Below are 19,279 nucleotides of genomic sequence, written 5' to 3'. Positions count from 1 at the left end.
GATAAATTATTTGGCGGGTATTTGTGTTTTTTTGATAAACATATGAATTGAAAGATAAAATAATTTATCTTTATTTTTGATAGGCGTAAAAAAACCAGCACAAGGCTGGTTTAGTTAGAGGTAGTTAAGTTTTTATCCGAGTCTGGAGTAGTCCATGTGCCATTTACCGACAACAAATCCCTCTATGTGGAAGTTACTTTCGTTACTTGAGTCTATCTCCCATCGGTCATATTTTTGATTATCACTTATGACTACGATGCGATCCTTGAGCATTTGCAGGCGCTTAATGTGACTACCTTCGCCATATGTGAAAGCATAAATGCCATCACTACGGAAAGTTTTTACTGTGACGTCAATGACAACAAGTTCGCCTGGATCAATCGTACCTATCATGCTATCGCCGGTTGACGTGGTGAGCTTAAGCGATGAAGCAGGGCGTCCGCCAAACATTCGCTTGGCATACTCAGGGTCAACCTCAATAGACTGGATTATGTCAGGGTACTCACTATTCACAATGCCGCCTCCGCAGCTATGCCGCACATCCAATAATTCTAATCTGTATGGATGATCAGTATAGTTTGTGGAGAGATTTTGCAAGTTGAAAATTGGCGATTTGCTGGAGTTAGCCTCTGAATTGCCAGCAGAGATCAAACTTTCTTCAGTTCTAGGAACGTCCAACCATCCACGAAGCAGCCCAAGATTTGATTCAACTCGCCTTGCTATGATGTCGCCAATGTTTCTGGTGGCGTTAACGCCTACAAGTTGGCTTAGTTGAGATGCAGGCAGTCCGATCGCGTCTGCGAACTGAGCTTTAGTTTTTCCCTCATGAATATATGCATCCATAAGAGCGCGCAAGTTGTTGCGTCTGAAGTCTTTAGTTTCCATTCCCAAATCTTCCCACGTATTAGCAATTTGATAAATATTCAAATTGATAAAATGGCGTTGTTATTAATTTATCTTTGAGATAAACTTAATTTATCTTTTAATAAAGAAGGTAAAAAATATGAGCAATGATTTACTCCGCTGGCGGAAAGATGCTGACAAGGATGAATGGGCGGAACTTGCTCAACTTGTTGGCACATCCGTTGGCTATATGAACCTGATCGCATACGGCGTGCGAAGAGCATCACCTGAACGTGCCGATGCGATTGAGAAAGGCACCAAACAAATTGGTAAGTACCAGCCAGTTACCAAAGAAAGCCTTGTGTTTGCATCAGTGAAAGATAACGCAGCTTAAGCAACACCGCTCTTTAACAGCCTTAGCAGTTCCTATCTCTAACAGGATAGGAGACCCCAACCACCTAACCGGTGGTGTAACTATTTATTCAACAAAGGAAGTATCACAAATGGAACATGCAAGTTATAGCAAGCGCATCAACGAAGTGGAGACAGAACTCCGCTGCCGGATGATGCAGAAGACTAACAGAGAGCTAGCAAAGCAAGCAGGGTGGCACGAATCGAAAGTAAGCCGCCTCAATATCCGCGACATGGCAACGATGTTCGTACTGCTAGAGAAGGTATGGGAAACCAGTTTGATTCGCGAAGTAGCGCGTCAGGCTGTGGAATCGGTATTGCCACAAAAGAAAAAGTCGCCAACTGCGGTAACAGCTGACGACTCTCAGATCACTATGACTTTCTAGTACTGGATCAATAAACAGGAGTAATTCTATGTCAAAACGTAGAAAAAGCAATAGAGAAGAGGAACGGCGTTACCCCGACTCTCCAGATGGTCTGGTTGTTGTTGCCTCTAATAACCGTGCTTTTGCAGAGCGGTTAACGGGGATCATCCGATTACGACTGAAGGAGACGGAACATGTTAAGCGTCGTTAGAAATATTGATGACTACAGAACGCAGGAAAGACCTGTAGAGAAACCGGAGGCAACCGGTAAGGGGTTTGCCTTGATACACCGTCAATTCATGGATAGCAGACTGTACAAGGATTCTCAGGCAGTACACCTATGGCTTCATCTGATACTGAAAGCCAACTATGCACCGGCAATCGTTAATACAGACATTGGAGAGATGATGGTAGGGCGAGGACAGATGATAACTGGGCGCCCAACATTGGTTTCGGAAACCTTCATTCCTGACAACAAAGTGAAGAGTTTGCTCCGCAGTTTCGAGTCGAAAGGCATGTTGAAAATCGAAGCTATGGGGAGAAAATTCAGCCTGATTACCATCCTAAAATATGATGATTTTCAGTCTCAAAATTGTCCAACGAATGTCCAACGGTTGTCCAACGGAAACACCAGTAATGACGAGCCTCTCAGCGATGTTTGTCCAACGAATGTCCAACGGTTGTCCATAAACAACAATATAACTAATAACTCTTTATCTAAAGATAAAGAGAGTGTCTCAGCAGTAGAAAAATCAGAGAAGAAAAAACCTTCTCATTCGTGCCAAGACGTCATTGATGCATACCACCGAATTCTCCCTGAATGTCCAAAAGTAAAAGCGTTGAACGACAAGCGTAAAAACCTGATCAAAACCTTCTGGGTGAAAGCAGGAAAGATAACTCGTCAACTGGATGGTGTTCCTTTCACCATGCAGGCATGGGAGGCCTACCTAGAGTACATCTCACTAAACTGCCGATGGATGCTGGGGAAAAGGCCAGATGTAAAAACAGGGAAGACATGGCGCTGTAAAAACATTGATTACATGCTGAATGACGATGTTTATCTTAAAGTTAGAGAGGGTAATTCTGATGACGCTTGATTACGTAGTGCCTCCGCATAGCCTTGATGCTGAACAATCAGTTCTTGGTGGCCTAATGCTTGACGATGGTAGTGAGCGCTGCCAGACCGTTTTTGCAACGCTTAAGCCTGATGCTTTTTACAACCGAACCCACCGAGTTATCTACGAAGAACTGCGTAACCTTTCTAGAAGCCAAAAGCCTATTGACCTGATCACAGTGTCAGATTCGTTAGAGGCGAAGGGTGATCTTGAGGCAGTGGGCGGGTTTGCATACTTGGCTGAACTATCCAAAAACACTCCGAGTGCAGCAAATATTGTGAACTACGCCGCAATCGTCAGGGATCGCGCCATGCGTCGCTATGGGATTGAAAAGGCCAACAAGATAACCGAATTGTTTTATGCCAACGATGGGATGACTGCTGAAGAGAAATACGAAGCTGCACAATCTCTCTTTGCTCAGATGACGGATCACGCCAAGACCGGAAACCGGAGAGGGCTTAGGTCATTTGGTGAGGTAATGGACGACTGGCTAGTCGATTTGGACAAGCGCTTTTCAGATAACGGTGAGTCTCGAGGTTTATCCAGCGGCATCCCTTCACTCGACCGAATGCTGTCACCCAAGGGGCTGGTTAAAGGATCTTTATTTGTCGTTGGTGCTAGGCCAAAGATGGGTAAAACCACGCTGTATTCTCAAATGGCAATAAACTGCGCGGTTCGGGAAGGTAAGCCAGCGCTGATGTTTAGTCTTGAAATGCCTGATGACCAGATCTTGGAAAAGATTGTGGGACAAAAATCCGGAGTTAATCCAAATATCTTTTATCACAACGTCAATGATAACGAACCGTATGACGGAGATTATGACGGCGATTTTGATAAGGCGCTCAAGACAGCCGTGCGCTTACGTGAGCTTGACCTGCTGCATATCGACGACACTCCGGGCTTATCTTTGGCTCACATTGTCGCAGAGAGTCGCAAGATAAAACGCCAGAAAGGGTGCGTAGGCATGATCCTTGTCGACTATCTAACGCTCATGACTGCCGAGAAAGCCGACCGTAACGATTTGGCATACGGGATTATCACCAAAGGGTTAAAGAATCTCGCCAAAGAGCTGGGGTGTGTTGTGGTGTTGCTTACACAACTTAACCGTTCACTTGAGACGAGAGTCAACAAACGACCATTACCAAGCGACAGCCGTGACACTGGTCAGATTGAACAGGATTGTGATTACTGGGTTGGTATACATCGAGAGGGAGCCTTTGATGAAAATGCAAATCAGGAAGATACGGAACTAATCCTCAGACTAAATCGCCATGGGAAAACGGGGACAGTCTACTGCCGCCAGACTAATGGAGCTATTTATGATCTTGACCAAGAGGCAGCGCGGAGAGACAGAGAAGAGCGTGACAAGCGTAATCAGCCTGCACAAAAAAAAGGAGGCTTCTGATGTCAAGCGTACCAGATTGCATCAAGCTCACCCTGATAACAGATCCACGCCTAAGCCAAGCGATTGAAGCTAGCTTAGAGGAAGAGGAGCTTATCTCAAACTTTGAGCGCATCTACGGCGTATACAGGCCGAGAAAACCGCGCAACGGTATTGAGTTTATGGTTGATAAAGCCGCTGGATACACCCCTGATCCTGAATGGAATGTATTCCTGAGCGAGTTTATTCAGTTTGTTTACAGGTGTGTTTATTTACCGCTATACGGAGATGGAGATAGTCATGAATAAGTTAAAATTGATATTTTTAAAGAATATAGGGCTAAGCCCATACTCTCCAAGATGGTTAAAAGTATTTTTTCTAAAACTTGTGATGCGAGAGATTAGCAAAGGATTCGATAGGTTAATTAAATCCCATGTTCAAAACATCTCGTCAGAAAAAAAAGATGAAATTAACAAATTGATTTCAAAGCTGAATACAGCTAGGGGTGCCTGTCATGACAAGTCGTGAACAGTTTGAAACGGCATGGCAAAAAAATAACGAATGCGAGCCTATGGATGGCTGGGAAAGTCTGCGTTGTGATGATGGTTACACGGACGAGATAATTGATGGTCAGTGGTGGGCATGGCAAGCAAGCCGCGAGGCGGTGGTGGTCGTGCTACCTCCTGCAATCAACACTGAGGAAATAGGCGTAGCCATCTCAAAAGAGCGCACCATGGCGCGACTTGCGTTTGCTGGCGTCAAGGTTAAGGGGGAGTGATGGATAATTTGGCAATGAAAGTCTTGAAATGGATGGGGAAAGGTAACGTGGGTATTAGCTCTGCGACTATGGCAGCAATCGCCTGTGGCCTGGATAGACCGATTTATGGGAGCCACTTTGGCAAACCACATGATCCGTCAGACCTTCGCCGATGCATGTTACTAGTGGATGAGATTCCAGAGATACGCGACCATTTCCCTGCCATAGCGGAAAAATGTCCATCGCTCTCTCCGGTACTGGAACAGTGGGATGAGTTGATTGCATGCCTCAGATCTGAAATAGCATCTGGCACCGGCAGGGAACCGAAAACTTACGCCATGATGGAAGAAATACAGGGGGATTAGACTATGACCAAAAAGGTTTTCTATCTGAGAACCGAGCAAATCAGAAGTCACGCCATCGAACAAATCAGAAATCTCCCGCTAGACCAATCCAAGCCATACGAAATCGAACTATCCCCACCAAAGCGCACACTTTCTCAGAATCGGAAAATGTGGCCGCTCTTGCATGACCTAGCTCAGCAGGTTGTTTGGTATGGACAGAAGTACGATGAAGATGATTGGAAAGACCTCATTACCGCTCTGGTAGCCAAGACCAAAAAAGAAGAGCAGCGAACCGCACCGGGTATCGGGGGCGGCGTTGTCATGTTTGGCCAGCGCACAAGCAAGATGAGAGTAAGCGAGATGATTGATGTTATCGAGGCTATCTACTGGTTCGGATCGGAGCAGGGCGTGAAGTTTAGTGAAGAGTCATCAGCGGTAATGCGCTGGGCTCAACAACACAACAGGAGTTCAGCAGCATGAAGCGACAGCGAAGTCCGACACAAATAGCGATAGACAATTTAATCTTCAACAAATCCACTCCACGCAGTAAACCCCAACCCATATCAACAGTGACTTTCAACTACAGCGCCCACCTTCACGATGTACGTTGGCTGAGAGTGCGAGCGAGGAATAGACATGACTGAAACGCGCGAAGGGATATACCTCCGCATTAACGGAACTGAATATCGAAAGGTTTACGTAGTAGGCGATTTACACGGCTGCCACGGCATGCTGATGACGCACCTCGAAGAGATTGAGTTCGACTTTGACGCAGACCTGCTTATCTCAGTTGGTGACCTAATCGACCGTGGTGGGCAGAACGTCGAATGCCTCGACCTGATTAATCTGCCGTGGTTTATAGCTGTTCGCGGTAACCATGAGCAGATGGCTATTCAGGCATTAAACGGCACCGGCAATGTAAATCACTGGCTAGCTAATGGCGGTGGCTGGTTCTTCTACCTCGATTACGACCAAGAGGTTCTCGCTAAGGAATTAATCACTCATGCAGAAAGTTTACCGCTGATTATCGAAGTCAATTTCCCCAGCAAGAGCTATGTGATAGCCCATGCAGACTACCCATCAAACGAATACATATTTGGCAAACGTGTCGATGAGAATGATGTGGTTTGGAATCGAGAGCGGGTGAGTAACGCGATGGACGGGATCGGCTGCAACATTACCGGTGCGGACGAGTTTATTTTTGGACACACGCCAGCTCGCAGCCCGATGAACTTCTTCAATCAGCGCTATATCGACACTGGCGCGGTGTTTGGTCACGGACTTACTGTTATCCAGATTGGAGGTGATAGTGATCAAGGCTAAAAAGCCGAAACCAAAGAAATGCCCGATATGCAAAACCAAATTCACTCCCGATAGACCCCTTCAAATAGTTTGCTCACCGCTCTGCGCTAACAAATACCAAAAACAACAGAAAGAGAATCAGCAAAAACAAGCTGAGGATGAATCTCGTCGTAATTGGAGAAAACGCAAGGCAGATACAAAGCCGTTATCTCACTGGAGAAACATGACTCAGCGAGTATTCAACGACTACATCAGGGCTAGGGATAGAGGGAATGGATGCATTAGCTGTGGAATTAAGAACGCAGTCAGTTTCCACGCAGGGCATTTCAGGACAACGAAAGCGGCATCCCAACTCAGATTTAACGAAGACAACGTACACCTTCAATGCTCTGCCTGTAACGTCCACAAATCCGGTGACATAGGTCCATACAGACTCAACCTGATAAAGAAAATCGGGCTTGAGCGAGTCATGGCGCTCGAAAGTAACAATGAGGAACACCGATACACCAGAGAAGAACTGGACGGCATCAGGGCGCTATACAGAAAGAAATTGAGGGATATCGAAAAGCAACATTTGGAGGCAGCGTGAGAAAAATCACTTACCCATGTGAAACAGCGGCAATTTTCAATGATGTGGTTTTCGTGATCAGGCCAAACAGTGCAGAAGATTTAATGGAGGAATGTGATAAAGCAGAAACCTTTTTCCTGAACTTCTTTCCATATGCCACCTATGAAAACGTATTCGATGAAATTCGTTATAGCTTCGGCGGACTATATCTGAATTCGCTTGAAGTCTACAGGGAGGCAGCGTGATCAAACCAGAACACAACAAGCTGGCAGCTCGCATCATAACCACTGCGTTCATGATGCCTAGTTTACGATTCCTGCATCGAACGTTTAAAGCTCGTTATTGCTACGCATTGATACAGGGCGATCGGTATTTAGCTTTGGTAGATAAGGGGAAGATATGAAAGCCGACATCCGAACCGTACCCGACATGTTAATCGATACATACGGTAATCAGAGTGAGCTAGCACGACGCCTACACATCAACAGAGAAACTATATCCAAATACATCAAAGACAAAGACGCCAAGCAGCACGCCATAGTAAACGGTGTATTCATGACAGCTCGTGGGGATAGTGGGAAGAACAGGTGGGGTAAGCGATGAGACAAGATAGATATGACATTGAGCAGCTATCTAAGCTGGCATTCATACGCCGTGAAACGGATATACGGCGCTTGTTTGGCAATGGATGGAAAACTATCAACGACTCCCAGCGGCAGTGGATACGCTACATGCTAAGAGTGTGGGGTGATCATATGCGAGGCGATGAGTCTCCACGCGGAGAGGTCAATGTAATAGGCCGCTTAATGATGCGATGCGAATGGAGTGAACAGAAGAGCAAGCAGATAGAAAGCACTGTCACCGAGCTTTTTGCCCAAGGATATCGAGATGAGGAGCTACACCGCAGAGCCAGAGATATCATCATTCCAAAATCAGCAGCAGGCAACATCATCGCTCTCGCCAAAGAATCAGATGATGCCGCCTTTATGGAGCGACTGATAACGAAGGTGTTAGGAAGAGATAACCCGATTCGTTCTATGGCTAGATTAAAATACTGTCGGCGCAAAAGCTCGCAAGACCTGATTCGATCGCTTTCTGCATTGACAGGGATATCAGCAAAAGAGTCTCGCAATAGAATAGAATGGGCTGAAAATATCCTTGATGGGGAACTCTATTACTCATCTAAAAGAGAAATGGAGAAAGAAATTCTACATCAAGCAGCTTAATAGCACGAATAGCTAAAACAAAAGGGCAGGCATTAGTATAAATTTGATGCATGCTCGGGAGCAAAAGCGAAAGAGCGCAGTAACAAAGAAAGGCTGGCTTAATTGCTGGCCTTTTTGCTTTCTGGATAACCGGTGCGACGCCAGAAAAACAATCGCACAGTGGGTAAGTTCGTCTCATTGACTGCTATCCCCACCTAACCGGCTGGAAGGTCGGTATCAATTTCAAGCCTCGCCACTGTGCGGGGCTTTCTTGCATTTAGCGTCATCCAAAACCAACCAACCGCACTCACACATCCTCTAGATTGGCATGGATACGGGTGACGCTATTCCCTAATTAATTACTCAGCGCCTAACCCTACGGGGAGGTGAGACGATGCTACGTATGGACAAAATCACAACAGGTATTTCCTACGGAGCGTCAGGCGGTAGCGCCTTATTCTGGCTTAAACAACTCCTTGATGGCTTCTCACCTGAACAGTGGGCAGCGTTTGGCGTTCTTGGAAGCCTGCTATTTGGCCTCCTGACGTTTCTAACGAATCTCTACTTCAAGGTAAAAGAAGACAGGCGCAAAGCCTCAAGGGGTGAGTAATGAATCCATCCCTAAGAAATAAAATCGCCTCGGCTATCGGTGGCGGTGCCATTGCAATCGCAACGGTAATGCTAAGCGGTAACGGTGGTTTAGAGGGGCGAGAGTATGTTCCCTACAAAGATGTGGTAGATATCATTACAGTCTGCGATGGTCATACCGGCAATGACATTATCCTCAACAAGCGATATTCAGATGCGGAGTGTGATGCGCTGACCAAGGCTGACTTAGAGCGGATCGCCGCGCAGGTCAATCCTAGCATAAAAGTTAAAACCACAGAAACGCAGCTCGCCGCTATCTACTCATTTTCCTACAACGTTGGTGCCAACGCTTTCATCAAGTCCACCATGCTTAAAAAGCTCAACGCCGGTGACTACGCCGGAGCATGTGATGAGCTCAAACGCTGGGTATATGCCGGTGGCAAGAAGTGGAAAGGACTGATGAACCGTCGCGACGTCGAGTATGAGGTTTGCACCTGGAGTCAGAGATGAGCAAGTTAACCACCGCGTTACTTTCGATCATCATCGCTCTACTAGTTGGCATGTGGTACACGACAAGCCAGATGCAGTCGCTAAACACCCAACTGAAAGAAATCACTCAGGTATCCAATCAGCAGAAAGCAGACCTCGAAAACATCCAGCGGCAACGAGTACAGGCCGCCGAGCTCGATATCAAAGTCACTCAGGAATTAGCTAATGCAAAAAGTGAAATTGAAACTCTTCGTGTTGGCCTTAACACTGGCACTAAGCGGCTGCGCATCGCGGCCAGTTGTCCAAAGCTGCCCGAAACCACCGCCGCCACCGGCAAGCCTGATGCAACCAGCCCCCGATATGATGCAGAGTTTGAACGCAATTATCTCAGTCTCGTCGAACGAATCAAACAATCCGAAACAATGATTAACGGGTTACAGAGTTATATCCGCACACAGTGCCAATAGAGCCTCACTTCGGTGGGGCTTTTTTATATCTGCATTTCACCGCGCTTTCTCCGCGCAATAAAAAACCAAGAGCCTTTCGGGGTAGAGCTTGAGATAGGGCAGTGGTTATCGCTGACCGCTCTTGGGCTGCCTACATCTGGAGAACAGGCTCTATCACCAAAAGGTAATAGCGATATGAAAGAGTTGATCTCAGCAGAAAAGGAAATCTCCATGAGTAGCTTGGATTTCCTGAATAACATCATCAATCCATCGCGAGTGGAGGCTGGTGAGAATCCAGTTCGGCCAGCTGACTTCCATGCTCGCGTAAATGATGAAATCGACGAAGAATTAAACTACGAAAATTTCGTAGTTGGTAAGACTGGGCACAAAACTCACTACACCATGCTGAACATGGATCAGATGACGTTAGTTGGTATGCGTGAGTCTAAGGCGGTTCGTCGTTCTGTGCTGGCCAAGCTGAAGGTTATGCATAGCCCTTCAATACCACAGACCTTGCCGGAGGCATTGCGCTTAGCTGCTGATCTTGCAGAGCAGAAGGCAGAGTTAGAGAGCAAGCTGGCTATCGCTGCACCCAAAGTAGAATTCGTTGACCAATACGTCGAAGCATCCGGCCTGATGGGATTCAGAGAGACTGCAAAACTACTGAAGATAAAAGAAAACGATTTCCGCCTATTCCTGATTGATAACGGGATCATGTACAAGCTGGCTGGGAAGCTAACCCCATACTCACAGCACCTTGATGCAGGTCGATTCGCTGTTAAGACAGGCGAGAACCAGCACAACGGACACGCATTCACTCAAGTTAAGTTCACACCAAAAGGCATTCAGTGGATAGCGGGGCTTTGGGCTTCATCTCAACTAATTAACCAAGCGGCCTGATAGGGACAATCATCATGAAAACACTTATCGCATACACAGTTTCACTACTTCTTCTAATTTCAATGTCAGCAGGTGTCTTCTATCAGATTGAAGGGCTTGTCACTCTAGCTGTTGCTGCCAACTGGATGATTTGCATTCTCTCCATTCCCATTGCGTTAATTATCGTAGTGGCGAGTGCCATATATGAGAAATCAGGTGAAGAAACCAAGGTTAAGCTTGCAAAGCTTCTAGTGGATGCTGCAAAGAAAAAAACAGGGATTGCTCGGTTTATTGGCTGGGTGACTTTCATTGCAATGACATGTTTATACGCTTGGTCTGGATGGATAGTGACAGCCATTGTTTATGTGATGGCATCACTCATCATTAAGTTCGCTAGTTCGTTCGCAAGAGATGAAGTGGTGAAACATAACCTCGCATAGCCACTACAAAGCGTCTCAAGTAGGCGCTTGATAGTGTCACTGCTAAAGGGGTGATCCGATCTTGCTGACGGGTAAGCCGTAAGTCAGTTAGCACCTCTGCGAAGCGGGGCGAGTCTGGCTAACCAAATCAAATTGCGTAGGGTTGTCGCAGCATCTCTGTATTAGCCACAACCAGTTTCTCTCCTGACTGATAGCGTACAGAGACATCAATAACGACCAATGCCGAGCGATTACCACTCGCTCTCATGGCGGTAACATGAACCGTGGCAGAAGAATCATGGAGCAATACAGTGTGTTTTCACTGAGAGCACACGATATTGCAGCATAAGTTCACATAGCGCCCGAGGGCGGATACTCATAAATTAGAGGAATGTTCGCTTATGACTGATAAGTACAACGTCAAAGCAACAAAGAAAGACGGAACCACATACGAAGGCGTCATGACAACCAAAGAACCAAGACTGGTTAACGGTCTATTCGCTATCTCGGAGCATGACGGCTCATGGACATACATTCAGCCGGATGAGTTGAGTGAAATCACATTCAAGCCGGTAGTGGAAGAAACTCAGGAGTAATCATGGCGCTCAACGACAAACAAGAAATGTTCTGTCGCGAGTACCTCATCGATCTAAATGCCACACAAGCGGCTATTCGGGCGGGGTACAGCGAAAAGACTGCAAACCGCATCGCCGCCCAACTGTTGTCAAAACTTGACATCCAGAACAGCATCGCGCAACTGAAAGCTCAACGCAATGAGCAGGTTAACATCGACGCGGCTTATGTTTTGAGACGTCTGGTAGAAATCGACCAAATGGACGTTCTCGATATTGTTAGAGATGATTTATCGCTTAAGCCTGTTAGCGAATGGCCTTCATCGTGGCGTCGCTATATCTCAGGATTCGACTTGGCCGAGATGTTTGAGAACACTGGCGAGGACGGCGGCAGAGAATTAGCTGGGATCATGAAGAAGATTAAGTGGCCAGATAAGGTTAAGAATCTGGAGCTACTTGGTAAGCATGTTTCCGTGATGGCTTTCAAAGAGCAGATTGATCAGAAGGTCACTGCTACTCATAACATCATGCCAGTCCCAACCTGCGACAGTGCTGAATCATGGGAGGCAATCGCACAGAAACAGCAAGGCGAGGTACTGGGCAAATGAGCTACAACGTAGTTTGGAAGCCGTTACCCGGATCGCAGTCACTGTCTCTGAGTTGCCCATGTGATGAGATTCTTTTCGAGGGTACTCGCGGCCCCGGAAAAACAGCGGCGCAGTTGGCTAGATTTCGTCGTTTGGTTGGCACTGGCTACGGCACGTTCTGGCGAGGTGTGATATTCGATACCGAGTATAAAAACCTTGCAGACATCATCACGCAGTCTAAACGTATGTATCGGTTGTTTGGTGATGGAGCGAGATTCTTAAACTCTGCCTCAGAACTGAGATGGGTGTGGCCAACAGGTGAAGAGTTGCTTTTTAGGTTCGGCAAAGAAGAAAAAGATTACTGGGATTACCATGGGCAAGAATTCCCGTTTATCGGATTTAACGAGCTAACAAAGCAGCCAAATCCTGATTTCTACGAATCTATGTTCTCCTGTCGGCGATCGTCATTTAGGCCTCAGGACTATCCACTGCCAGATGGCAGCTTGTTGCCAAATATCCCGCTAGAGACTTTCAACACCACAAACCCATTCGGCATAGGCCATACATGGGTTAAAAAGCGATTCATTGACCCAGCGCCGCGTGGAACCATCATCCGCGATAAGCAGATGGTGCCTAACCCACAAACGCAGCAGGATGAAGAGATTACGCTTACTCGCGTAGCAATTCATGGCTCATTCAAAGAGAACCCATATCTCGATCCTGTATACATCGCCACACTGATGAACATCAAAGACCCTAATAAGCGCAAAGCGTGGGTTGAAGGCTCATGGGATGTGACGAGCGGTGGGCGATTTGACCACTTGTGGAATGAATCACTGCATGTCATCAAACCATTCAAGATACCGGATAGTTGGACTGTTGACCGGTCGCATGACTGGGGCGAATCCAAACCATTTTCCAACCTGTGGTGGGCTCAGTCTGATGGCACCGAAGCAACGCTTCCTGATGGCCGTAAGTTCTGCCCTCCAACCGGTTCATTGATTCTGATAGGCGAGTGGTATGGCTGCCCACCTGATGAGCTCAATAAAGGGTTGAATATGTCGTCGACAAACGTTGCTAAAGGCGTGGCGTGGGTTGATAAGCGGCTTATGGGTGAAGAGGTAGACGAGCCAGAGGAAACACAAGGGAAAGGGCAGATGTACATCGTGCCAGGCATATGTAGCAGCGTCATTCCCGGTCCGGCTGATGGCGCGATATTCAACACTGGCGACAATGAGCTATCCATCGCACAAAAGATGGAAGCACAAGGCGTTAAGTGGCTGGCAGCAGATAAAAAGCCCGGTTCACGCATCAATGGCGCATCACTTTTCGCTGACATGCTAGAGGCTGTTATTGAAGGCAAGAAAACCGAGTCAGGGATGCCGGAAAAGCCTGCATTCTACGTCATGGAGCATTGTCGGGGCTGGATAAGCCGCATACCTGTGCTCGTTAGAGATGATAAGAAGCCTGATGATGTAGACACCACTCAGGAAGATCATGACTTCGACGCTACGCGCTACCGCGTACTGCATTCGCCTAAACGAACAGGCGCAATCTTCTTCACATAAGGACAACTCAGTGAGTAACGACACAGAAATGCAAGTCCTCGCTGGGCTCATTGTGAATAGCCTTGCCGAGGTATCTCGATCACGTCAACTGTATGCCAGCGGATTCAATAAGTCGGGTAACACCAAACGGCATCACCTGTGGTGTGAATTTGGTTACCCGGAGCGTCTCGATTTTGACCACTTCTACAACATGTATGAGCGCAATGGAGCTGCGTTCGGCGCGGTTCATAAACTGCTCGATGCATGCTGGACTGACACACCAGTAATCGTGGATGGTGATGAGACGAAAAAGTCTAAAAAGTCCACTCCATGGGAAAAGAAAGTCACAAAACTCATGAAGAAGTACTGGGCAAAAGTTAAAGACGCCGATAGGCGAAATCTGGTTGGGCATTATTCAGCACTTATCCTTCAGTTTGCGGATAGCCGAAAATGGGATGAACCAGTTAACCGCGAGGTTATGCGCAACTCACGCGAGCGTGGTCTGGTTAAGATGATCCCCGCATGGGAAGCGCAGGTTAAACCCGGTGAGCTTGAGCAAGACCAAAAGTTGCTAAACTATGGCATGCCGAAATTTTACTATTTCCAGGAGCAGCAGATCGGCGATAACGGAAATATCTCCGGGCCAATGCGTTCTATAAATATTCATCCAGAACGCATCATCATGTTCTGCGAAGGTTCCGAAGATGAGTCGTCTTTGGCTGGCATCCCTTTCCTGCGAGCAGGTTATAACGATTTGCTTGATATGGGGAAAACGTCAGGAGGTAGCGCTGAAGGGTTCCTGAAGAATGCCAGCAGGCAACTCGGAATCAATATGTCAAAGGATACGAATCTAAAAACAATTGCTGATGACGCCAAGAAGGCTGGGTATTCAGGTCTGGCTGAGGCGCTTAATGCTGCCATTCAAAAACTGAACTCAGGTACAGATTCAGCATTGGTAACACAGGATGGCGAGGCGAAAGTGCTCTCTGTCGCTGCTGCCGATCCTGGCCCTACGTGGACAGTGTCAGCTAACCAGTTCTCATCTTCGGTTCAGATGCCATTCACCATCCTGTTTGGCCAGCAGACTGGAAGGCTTGCGTCAGATCAGGATAAAAACGACTTTGCCAAGCGCTGTAATGGTCGCCGCAATGGGTTCCAGACTGACAGGGCAAGCGCAGTTATAGAACGCCTGTGGACAGTAGAGGTTATCGAACCGCCGAAGTCCGGAGAAATAACGTTAACTTGGTCTGATTTACTCGCTCCAAGCGAGAAAGAGAAGATTGCCAACATGAAGGAAATGGCAGCGGTCGCTAAGGATACTCAGCAAGCCTACGGCACACCTGCTGTTGATGAGAATGAGGTCAGGGAAGCTGGAGAACTTGAGCCACGCGATGATGTTAAGCCGCCAGACCCAAATAAAAAGGTAACGACCGATGATCCTCTTTCCGATGACGCCGGAGCAAAAGACGAAAGTCGGGACACCGGTAGTACCGCGCAGCAAGGTTGACCCGACAAAATCGGCAAAGCAGGTAACCGCGATGTTCCTGAATGTCGAGGATCGGTATCTCGGCATCAAGCGCTCGCTGAAAGCTCTGTTCGACCAGCGCCTGACCGGGCGAGAGCGAGAGGTAAATAGCCATAACTGGCACTTCCTTTGCCACGATAACGGCGAGGATATGCGGCTCTACCAAGTCAACGCTGGCAAGTTCATCTACGACATGTCGGCGCAAGAGCTGGCAGACCTGCTAGAGGCTGTGCAGGGCATTCTCGACGATTACCTGCTGGGTGGCGGAGAACAAAACCTGTGGGCGATGGATTTCGTCGCCGTAGAAGCACAGCGCGGCACGCTGGAGGCGTTCAACAATCTCTCGCAGCAGTCGCAGGTGTACGCCAGCCAGACGACTTTACAGCAACTTTTAAACGGCCCTGGTTATCTAAACCAGATTGCAGCGGCAAGGCTGACAACGTTCAGTGACTGGAAGGTCATCAGCGATACAGCTCGCGGCGATCTGACCAACATCATCACCGATGCAGTGGTCAGAGGCGTTAATCCGCGTGAGACGGCCAGCGTCATCAGCAAACGCCTCGATGTGTCGATGTCGAAGGCCAAGACCATCGCTCAGACTGAGCAGGTCGGCGCGCTTCGGCAGGCACAATGGAACGAAACGGACTGGGCCACTGAACGGCTAGGTCTTAATACTGGGCTGCTGTGGCTGTCAGCGCTTAAACCAACCACGCGCTCCTGGCACGCCAGCCGTCATGGAAAAGTCTACACCACTGAAGAGGTGCGAGACTTCTACGCCGAGAACGGCAACCGGTATAACTGCTACTGCAGCCAGATCCCGGTGCTACTCAAAGACGGAGGCGGCATCTTCAATGAAGGGCTGGCGGATAAGCTAAAGAAAGAGCGGCATGACTGGGTGAAAAACAGCTAATAAGCGGCTAAGATGGTGATTCACCTGAAATTAATAGAGGGATTTCATGAAATACTTTGTTGCTTATAAGATTATTGAAAGAGAAGGCGTCACCGGTGGTGAGGGGTCTACAGTGATTAAAGATACTGGCGACGGTGAGGCTGAGGCGGTATTTTTAAAGCTTCCATCAGCTATTGCTGTCAAAAGAAATTGTCAGCCAGATGATGTGATAATTACCGCCTTTAATCGCGTTTAAGAATATTAACCAATAGGGTCGCTCAGGCGGCCTTTTTTATTGCCTGAAATTTACTAGTGAGGACTCAGCATGTCACGCAACTGCGTAAACGTGCTTTCGGTCATCAACTCCGCTTCAAACATCACCACCGAGACAATCAACGGCAAACCACACATTGTGGTTCGTGGAGTCACGCCCATCGTTGACGACATCGTGATGAACCGGAAGTTGTACCCGGCAGCAGAAATCGAAAAGAGCTACAAGTCGCTTGAGCGCAACCCAATGCCGTTTGGTCACCCGAAGATTGATGGTAAGCATATCTCGGCGCGTGATGTTCAGGCAGTTAATAGTTACCACGTAGGTGCTTGGTTGCAGAACGTAAACCGGCAGGGAGGTAAGGTCACTGGCGATATGTACGTTGACCGAAACTACGCTGCCAATAGCGATAACGGCAAGCGACTGATTGAGCGACTCGATGCTATGGCGGCAGGTCAGAACGTCGAGCCAGTGCATATCTCAACGGGCCTACTTCACAAAGAAATTACAGCTAACGGCGAATCGAAAGGTAAAAGGTACGAGAAAATCGTCACAAATATGGACTTCGACCACGTTGCTGTGCTGCTCGACCAACCCGGCGCTGGAACTCCAGCAGAAGGAGTTGGCATCTTCGTTAATGCGGAAGGCGACGAGCAGGAGATTGAAACCGTAAACCTCGCTGATTCCGACACTCCAGACCACCAAGACCCCGCACTTAAGCAGTTCTTTAACCAATTCATGGCGTTTTTCAGCGCCAACAATAAGCACGTAAAAGAGGAAACGAACCCGATGAAAGAACTCATCACTAACGCGCTGAAAGCGAAAGGCAAAGAGGTCGAAGGCAAGACCGAAGCTGAGCTGATGGATGCGTATAACCAAATGGTCGCAGAAGATGCTAAAGCGAAGACTGACGCTGAAGAAAAGGCCAAAAAAGAGAAAGAAGAGGCTGATAAGAAGAACAAAGACACCGCAACCAACAGCGAACAAGCGCCAGCATGGTTCAAGCCATTTGCTGACGATCTGGCCGCTGTTAAGTCGGGGCTTACTGCTAACGCCGATCAGGAGCGCAGCTCAATGCGTTCCGCAGTTAAAGCCAAGTTCAACATGACAGATTTGGCGGTCAATGCGCTTGATGGTGAGCCATTGAAGGAGCTTTACGCTCAATGCCAGACTTCAACGGGGCTTAGCGGTGCATTCCGCCAAGTGAACAGCAATCAATCATTCAGCGAAATGCCGGAGTAAAAAATGGCCAAAGACGGAAAGCACGTAATTCACGCAGGCGGTATCTTTGCGAATCCTCAACTTCACCGCGAAGGCGCAGCGGCTGCCGATACACCACCGGGGACGATTGGCTTCTTCGACAACACTTCGAAGAAATTCACGGCATCTGTAGATGGTAACGAAGCGGCGATCCTCTACGTAGCCAACTATGACTATCTCCGCTGCAAAACTGTGGATGATGTCATCAAGGCTGGTGATTGGGTTGTCGCGATGCATCCAACCCCCGGAGTTTTCTTCAATGTGCCAGCGGCAGCGGGTACGTACACCAAAGGGCAGCCTCTTTCCATTGCCAATGGCCGTGTAAAAGCTGTAGGTGCTGATGAATCTGTCCGCTGCTTCGTTGAAGAAGATCGCTCATACACCATTGCGACGGCAGGTGATCTCCTGCGCGTAGTTATTAAGTAAGGAGAACCTAATGTTTGTATTTTCCACTAAACAGGCGACTGAAACAGGGAATCTTGAGGCCAATATGGCTCAGTTCAACGAGTTGAAGTTTGCTCGTAATTCCAGTGCTCAGGCAGTGGCTGATTTCATTGCACGTACTCGCGTACGTGGTGAAGCCGCCAATGCTCCTGTTCTTGATGCAGTGAATGCTGTCGATGATATTCGTCGCCTTTACAAAGCGTATGACCAGACCGTGCTGAAAGAGTTCGAGCCTAACACTGAGTTCACCCTACTGAACGATCTGATGCCTCTGTCGCGCTCGGTTCGCTTGGAAGAGTCTGTGTATGAATACGCTCGAACCGGTGGCCGTGGCTGGGCTCATACTTCTATGTCTGGGCAGATTGGTGCAGCACTGGATGCTAAGAGCTACACATTCGACGGCACCATGGTCCCTATCCATGACTCAGGCTTCAAGTTCAACTGGCGTGACCCCGTATTTAACAAAGGCTCTGCACTTTCTTCTCTGGCTGATGCTCAATCAGGTTCCGTCGATGACGTTCGTCGCCAGTACGTGGATTACATCTGGGAAGGCTTCCGTGATGCGGCAGGTAACTACATCAAGTTTGATGATAAGACTTGGAAAGGGCTACGCCATGACGAGCGTGTAGCGCAGGTTACTCTAACTGTTGATTTTTCAACCAGTACTGATCCGAAAGCTATGCGAGCGGCAGCTATTGCTCTGCGTGATGTTCTGAAACTGCAAAACCTGCAATATGGTCAACAGACGTGGTATGTCTCCAGCGAAATCATGTCCAACTGGGAACAATATTTCGATGTGAATTCACTACGTACCGTATTGGAGGAAATCTCTAAGCTCTCTGGCATTTCAGCCATCAAAGAAGATGCTGAACTGACTGGCAACGAGATTGTGATTGTCCCGCTACAGGCTGGAGTAATCGCACCTATCGTTGGTCAAGCGTTTGGAACCGTGGCTGATCCGCGTCAGTTCTATAACTCAGATTATGTGTGGCGCACTTGGGGTGCTGCTGGCCTTATGGTTAAGCAGGACATCAATGGTCACTTCTCTGTTGTCCACGCATCTAGCTAAGGA

The 19,279-nt window shown here is 47.9% G+C and carries 29 protein-coding genes; 28 read left to right on the top strand and 1 reads right to left on the bottom strand.

Features of this window, described 5'->3' with window-relative positions; all coding sequences use genetic code 11:
• Positions 1-132: 132 nt before the first annotated feature.
• Entirely contained in the window at positions 133-885 is a 753-nt protein-coding gene (locus tag U0008_RS15180) for a S24 family peptidase (RefSeq protein WP_043494675.1), read from the bottom strand.
• A 118-nt stretch (positions 886-1,003) separates the two neighbouring features.
• Between U0008_RS15180 and U0008_RS15175 the strand changes: the two genes are divergently transcribed.
• From U0008_RS15175 to U0008_RS15040, 28 genes are all read left to right on the top strand, one after another.
• On the top strand, positions 1,004-1,237 hold the full coding sequence (locus U0008_RS15175; protein ID WP_004092530.1) for a helix-turn-helix domain-containing protein: 234 nt from the start codon (positions 1,004-1,006) through the stop codon (positions 1,235-1,237).
• A 109-nt stretch (positions 1,238-1,346) separates the two neighbouring features.
• Positions 1,347-1,640, top strand: a complete 294-nt coding sequence (locus tag U0008_RS15170; RefSeq protein WP_035503334.1) for a CII family transcriptional regulator — start codon at positions 1,347-1,349, stop codon at positions 1,638-1,640.
• A gap of 173 nt (positions 1,641-1,813) precedes the next feature.
• Complete coding sequence (locus tag U0008_RS15165) at positions 1,814-2,716, top strand: hypothetical protein (RefSeq protein ID WP_043494672.1); 903 nt, start codon at positions 1,814-1,816, stop codon at positions 2,714-2,716.
• A complete protein-coding gene (locus U0008_RS15160; RefSeq protein WP_043494669.1) occupies positions 2,706-4,139 on the top strand; it encodes a DnaB-like helicase C-terminal domain-containing protein in 1,434 nt (477 codons plus the stop codon). The genes U0008_RS15165 and U0008_RS15160 overlap by 11 nt, the downstream gene beginning before the upstream one ends.
• Complete coding sequence (locus tag U0008_RS15155; protein ID WP_043494666.1) at positions 4,139-4,423, top strand: hypothetical protein; 285 nt, start codon at positions 4,139-4,141, stop codon at positions 4,421-4,423. The genes U0008_RS15160 and U0008_RS15155 overlap by 1 nt, the downstream gene beginning before the upstream one ends.
• A gap of 206 nt (positions 4,424-4,629) precedes the next feature.
• Entirely contained in the window at positions 4,630-4,893 is a 264-nt protein-coding gene (locus U0008_RS15150) for a phiTE_015 family protein (protein WP_043494660.1), read from the top strand.
• Positions 4,893-5,237: a hypothetical protein gene (locus U0008_RS15145; RefSeq protein ID WP_043494658.1), complete on the top strand. Its 345-nt coding sequence runs from the start codon at positions 4,893-4,895 to the stop codon at positions 5,235-5,237. The genes U0008_RS15150 and U0008_RS15145 overlap by 1 nt, the downstream gene beginning before the upstream one ends.
• A 3-nt stretch (positions 5,238-5,240) precedes the next feature.
• On the top strand, positions 5,241-5,696 hold the full coding sequence (locus tag U0008_RS15140; RefSeq protein ID WP_043494656.1) for a recombination protein NinB: 456 nt from the start codon (positions 5,241-5,243) through the stop codon (positions 5,694-5,696).
• Complete coding sequence (locus tag U0008_RS15135; protein WP_096080455.1) at positions 5,693-5,860, top strand: NinE family protein; 168 nt, start codon at positions 5,693-5,695, stop codon at positions 5,858-5,860. The genes U0008_RS15140 and U0008_RS15135 overlap by 4 nt, the downstream gene beginning before the upstream one ends.
• Positions 5,853-6,539 (top strand): metallophosphoesterase, encoded by a 687-nt coding sequence (locus tag U0008_RS15130; protein WP_043494654.1) that lies wholly within the window; start codon positions 5,853-5,855, stop codon positions 6,537-6,539. The genes U0008_RS15135 and U0008_RS15130 overlap by 8 nt, the downstream gene beginning before the upstream one ends.
• Positions 6,526-7,107, top strand: coding sequence for a recombination protein NinG (locus U0008_RS15125; protein WP_043494652.1), 582 nt, complete (start codon positions 6,526-6,528; stop codon positions 7,105-7,107). The genes U0008_RS15130 and U0008_RS15125 overlap by 14 nt, the downstream gene beginning before the upstream one ends.
• Entirely contained in the window at positions 7,104-7,331 is a 228-nt protein-coding gene (locus U0008_RS15120; RefSeq protein WP_043494649.1) for a hypothetical protein, read from the top strand. Before U0008_RS15125 ends, U0008_RS15120 begins: the two co-directional genes overlap by 4 nt.
• 154 nt (positions 7,332-7,485) lie before the next feature.
• Complete coding sequence (locus U0008_RS15115) at positions 7,486-7,689, top strand: protein ninH (protein ID WP_043494647.1); 204 nt, start codon at positions 7,486-7,488, stop codon at positions 7,687-7,689.
• Complete coding sequence (locus U0008_RS15110; protein WP_043494645.1) at positions 7,686-8,312, top strand: hypothetical protein; 627 nt, start codon at positions 7,686-7,688, stop codon at positions 8,310-8,312. Before U0008_RS15115 ends, U0008_RS15110 begins: the two co-directional genes overlap by 4 nt.
• 373 nt (positions 8,313-8,685) lie before the next feature.
• Positions 8,686-8,901: a class II holin family protein gene (locus U0008_RS15105; RefSeq protein WP_004094663.1), complete on the top strand. Its 216-nt coding sequence runs from the start codon at positions 8,686-8,688 to the stop codon at positions 8,899-8,901.
• Positions 8,901-9,389, top strand: coding sequence for a lysozyme (locus tag U0008_RS15100; RefSeq protein WP_043494642.1), 489 nt, complete (start codon positions 8,901-8,903; stop codon positions 9,387-9,389). The genes U0008_RS15105 and U0008_RS15100 overlap by 1 nt, the downstream gene beginning before the upstream one ends.
• Positions 9,386-9,835 (top strand): lysis protein, encoded by a 450-nt coding sequence (locus tag U0008_RS15095; protein ID WP_043494640.1) that lies wholly within the window; start codon positions 9,386-9,388, stop codon positions 9,833-9,835. The genes U0008_RS15100 and U0008_RS15095 overlap by 4 nt, the downstream gene beginning before the upstream one ends.
• A gap of 174 nt (positions 9,836-10,009) precedes the next feature.
• Positions 10,010-10,714, top strand: coding sequence for a phage antirepressor KilAC domain-containing protein (locus U0008_RS15090; protein WP_043494892.1), 705 nt, complete (start codon positions 10,010-10,012; stop codon positions 10,712-10,714).
• A gap of 14 nt (positions 10,715-10,728) precedes the next feature.
• Positions 10,729-11,133 carry a hypothetical protein gene (locus tag U0008_RS15085; protein WP_043494638.1) on the top strand — a complete coding sequence of 135 codons (405 nt, stop codon included), beginning with the start codon at positions 10,729-10,731 and terminating at the stop codon, positions 11,131-11,133.
• A 440-nt stretch (positions 11,134-11,573) separates the two neighbouring features.
• The gene (locus U0008_RS15080) at positions 11,574-11,708 is read left to right on the top strand and encodes a hypothetical protein (protein WP_282183206.1); all 135 of its coding nucleotides are present in this window, start codon (positions 11,574-11,576) and stop codon (positions 11,706-11,708) included.
• A gap of 2 nt (positions 11,709-11,710) precedes the next feature.
• Positions 11,711-12,292, top strand: a complete 582-nt coding sequence (locus U0008_RS15075; RefSeq protein ID WP_043494631.1) for a terminase small subunit — start codon at positions 11,711-11,713, stop codon at positions 12,290-12,292.
• The gene (locus U0008_RS15070; protein ID WP_043494628.1) at positions 12,289-13,839 is read left to right on the top strand and encodes a terminase large subunit domain-containing protein; all 1,551 of its coding nucleotides are present in this window, start codon (positions 12,289-12,291) and stop codon (positions 13,837-13,839) included. Before U0008_RS15075 ends, U0008_RS15070 begins: the two co-directional genes overlap by 4 nt.
• A 28-nt stretch (positions 13,840-13,867) precedes the next feature.
• Entirely contained in the window at positions 13,868-15,325 is a 1,458-nt protein-coding gene (locus U0008_RS15065) for a DUF1073 domain-containing protein (RefSeq protein ID WP_043494888.1), read from the top strand.
• Positions 15,252-16,253, top strand: coding sequence for a phage minor head protein (locus U0008_RS15060; RefSeq protein ID WP_072008180.1), 1,002 nt, complete (start codon positions 15,252-15,254; stop codon positions 16,251-16,253). The genes U0008_RS15065 and U0008_RS15060 overlap by 74 nt, the downstream gene beginning before the upstream one ends.
• A gap of 46 nt (positions 16,254-16,299) precedes the next feature.
• Complete coding sequence (locus U0008_RS15055) at positions 16,300-16,488, top strand: hypothetical protein (RefSeq protein ID WP_043494624.1); 189 nt, start codon at positions 16,300-16,302, stop codon at positions 16,486-16,488.
• A gap of 69 nt (positions 16,489-16,557) precedes the next feature.
• A complete protein-coding gene (locus U0008_RS15050; RefSeq protein WP_043494622.1) occupies positions 16,558-17,745 on the top strand; it encodes a DUF2213 domain-containing protein in 1,188 nt (395 codons plus the stop codon).
• A 3-nt stretch (positions 17,746-17,748) separates the two neighbouring features.
• The gene (locus tag U0008_RS15045) at positions 17,749-18,189 is read left to right on the top strand and encodes a hypothetical protein (RefSeq protein ID WP_043494619.1); all 441 of its coding nucleotides are present in this window, start codon (positions 17,749-17,751) and stop codon (positions 18,187-18,189) included.
• 10 nt (positions 18,190-18,199) lie between these two features.
• A complete protein-coding gene (locus tag U0008_RS15040; protein WP_043494616.1) occupies positions 18,200-19,276 on the top strand; it encodes a major capsid protein in 1,077 nt (358 codons plus the stop codon).
• Positions 19,277-19,279 lie beyond the last annotated feature (3 nt).

Origin of the sequence: Hafnia alvei, from assembly GCF_034424155.1 — a bacterium.
GTDB lineage: Bacteria > Pseudomonadota > Gammaproteobacteria > Enterobacterales > Enterobacteriaceae > Hafnia > Hafnia alvei.
The sequence above is the reverse complement of the archived record's forward strand: the minus strand, read 5'-3'. Positions and strand labels throughout refer to the sequence as shown.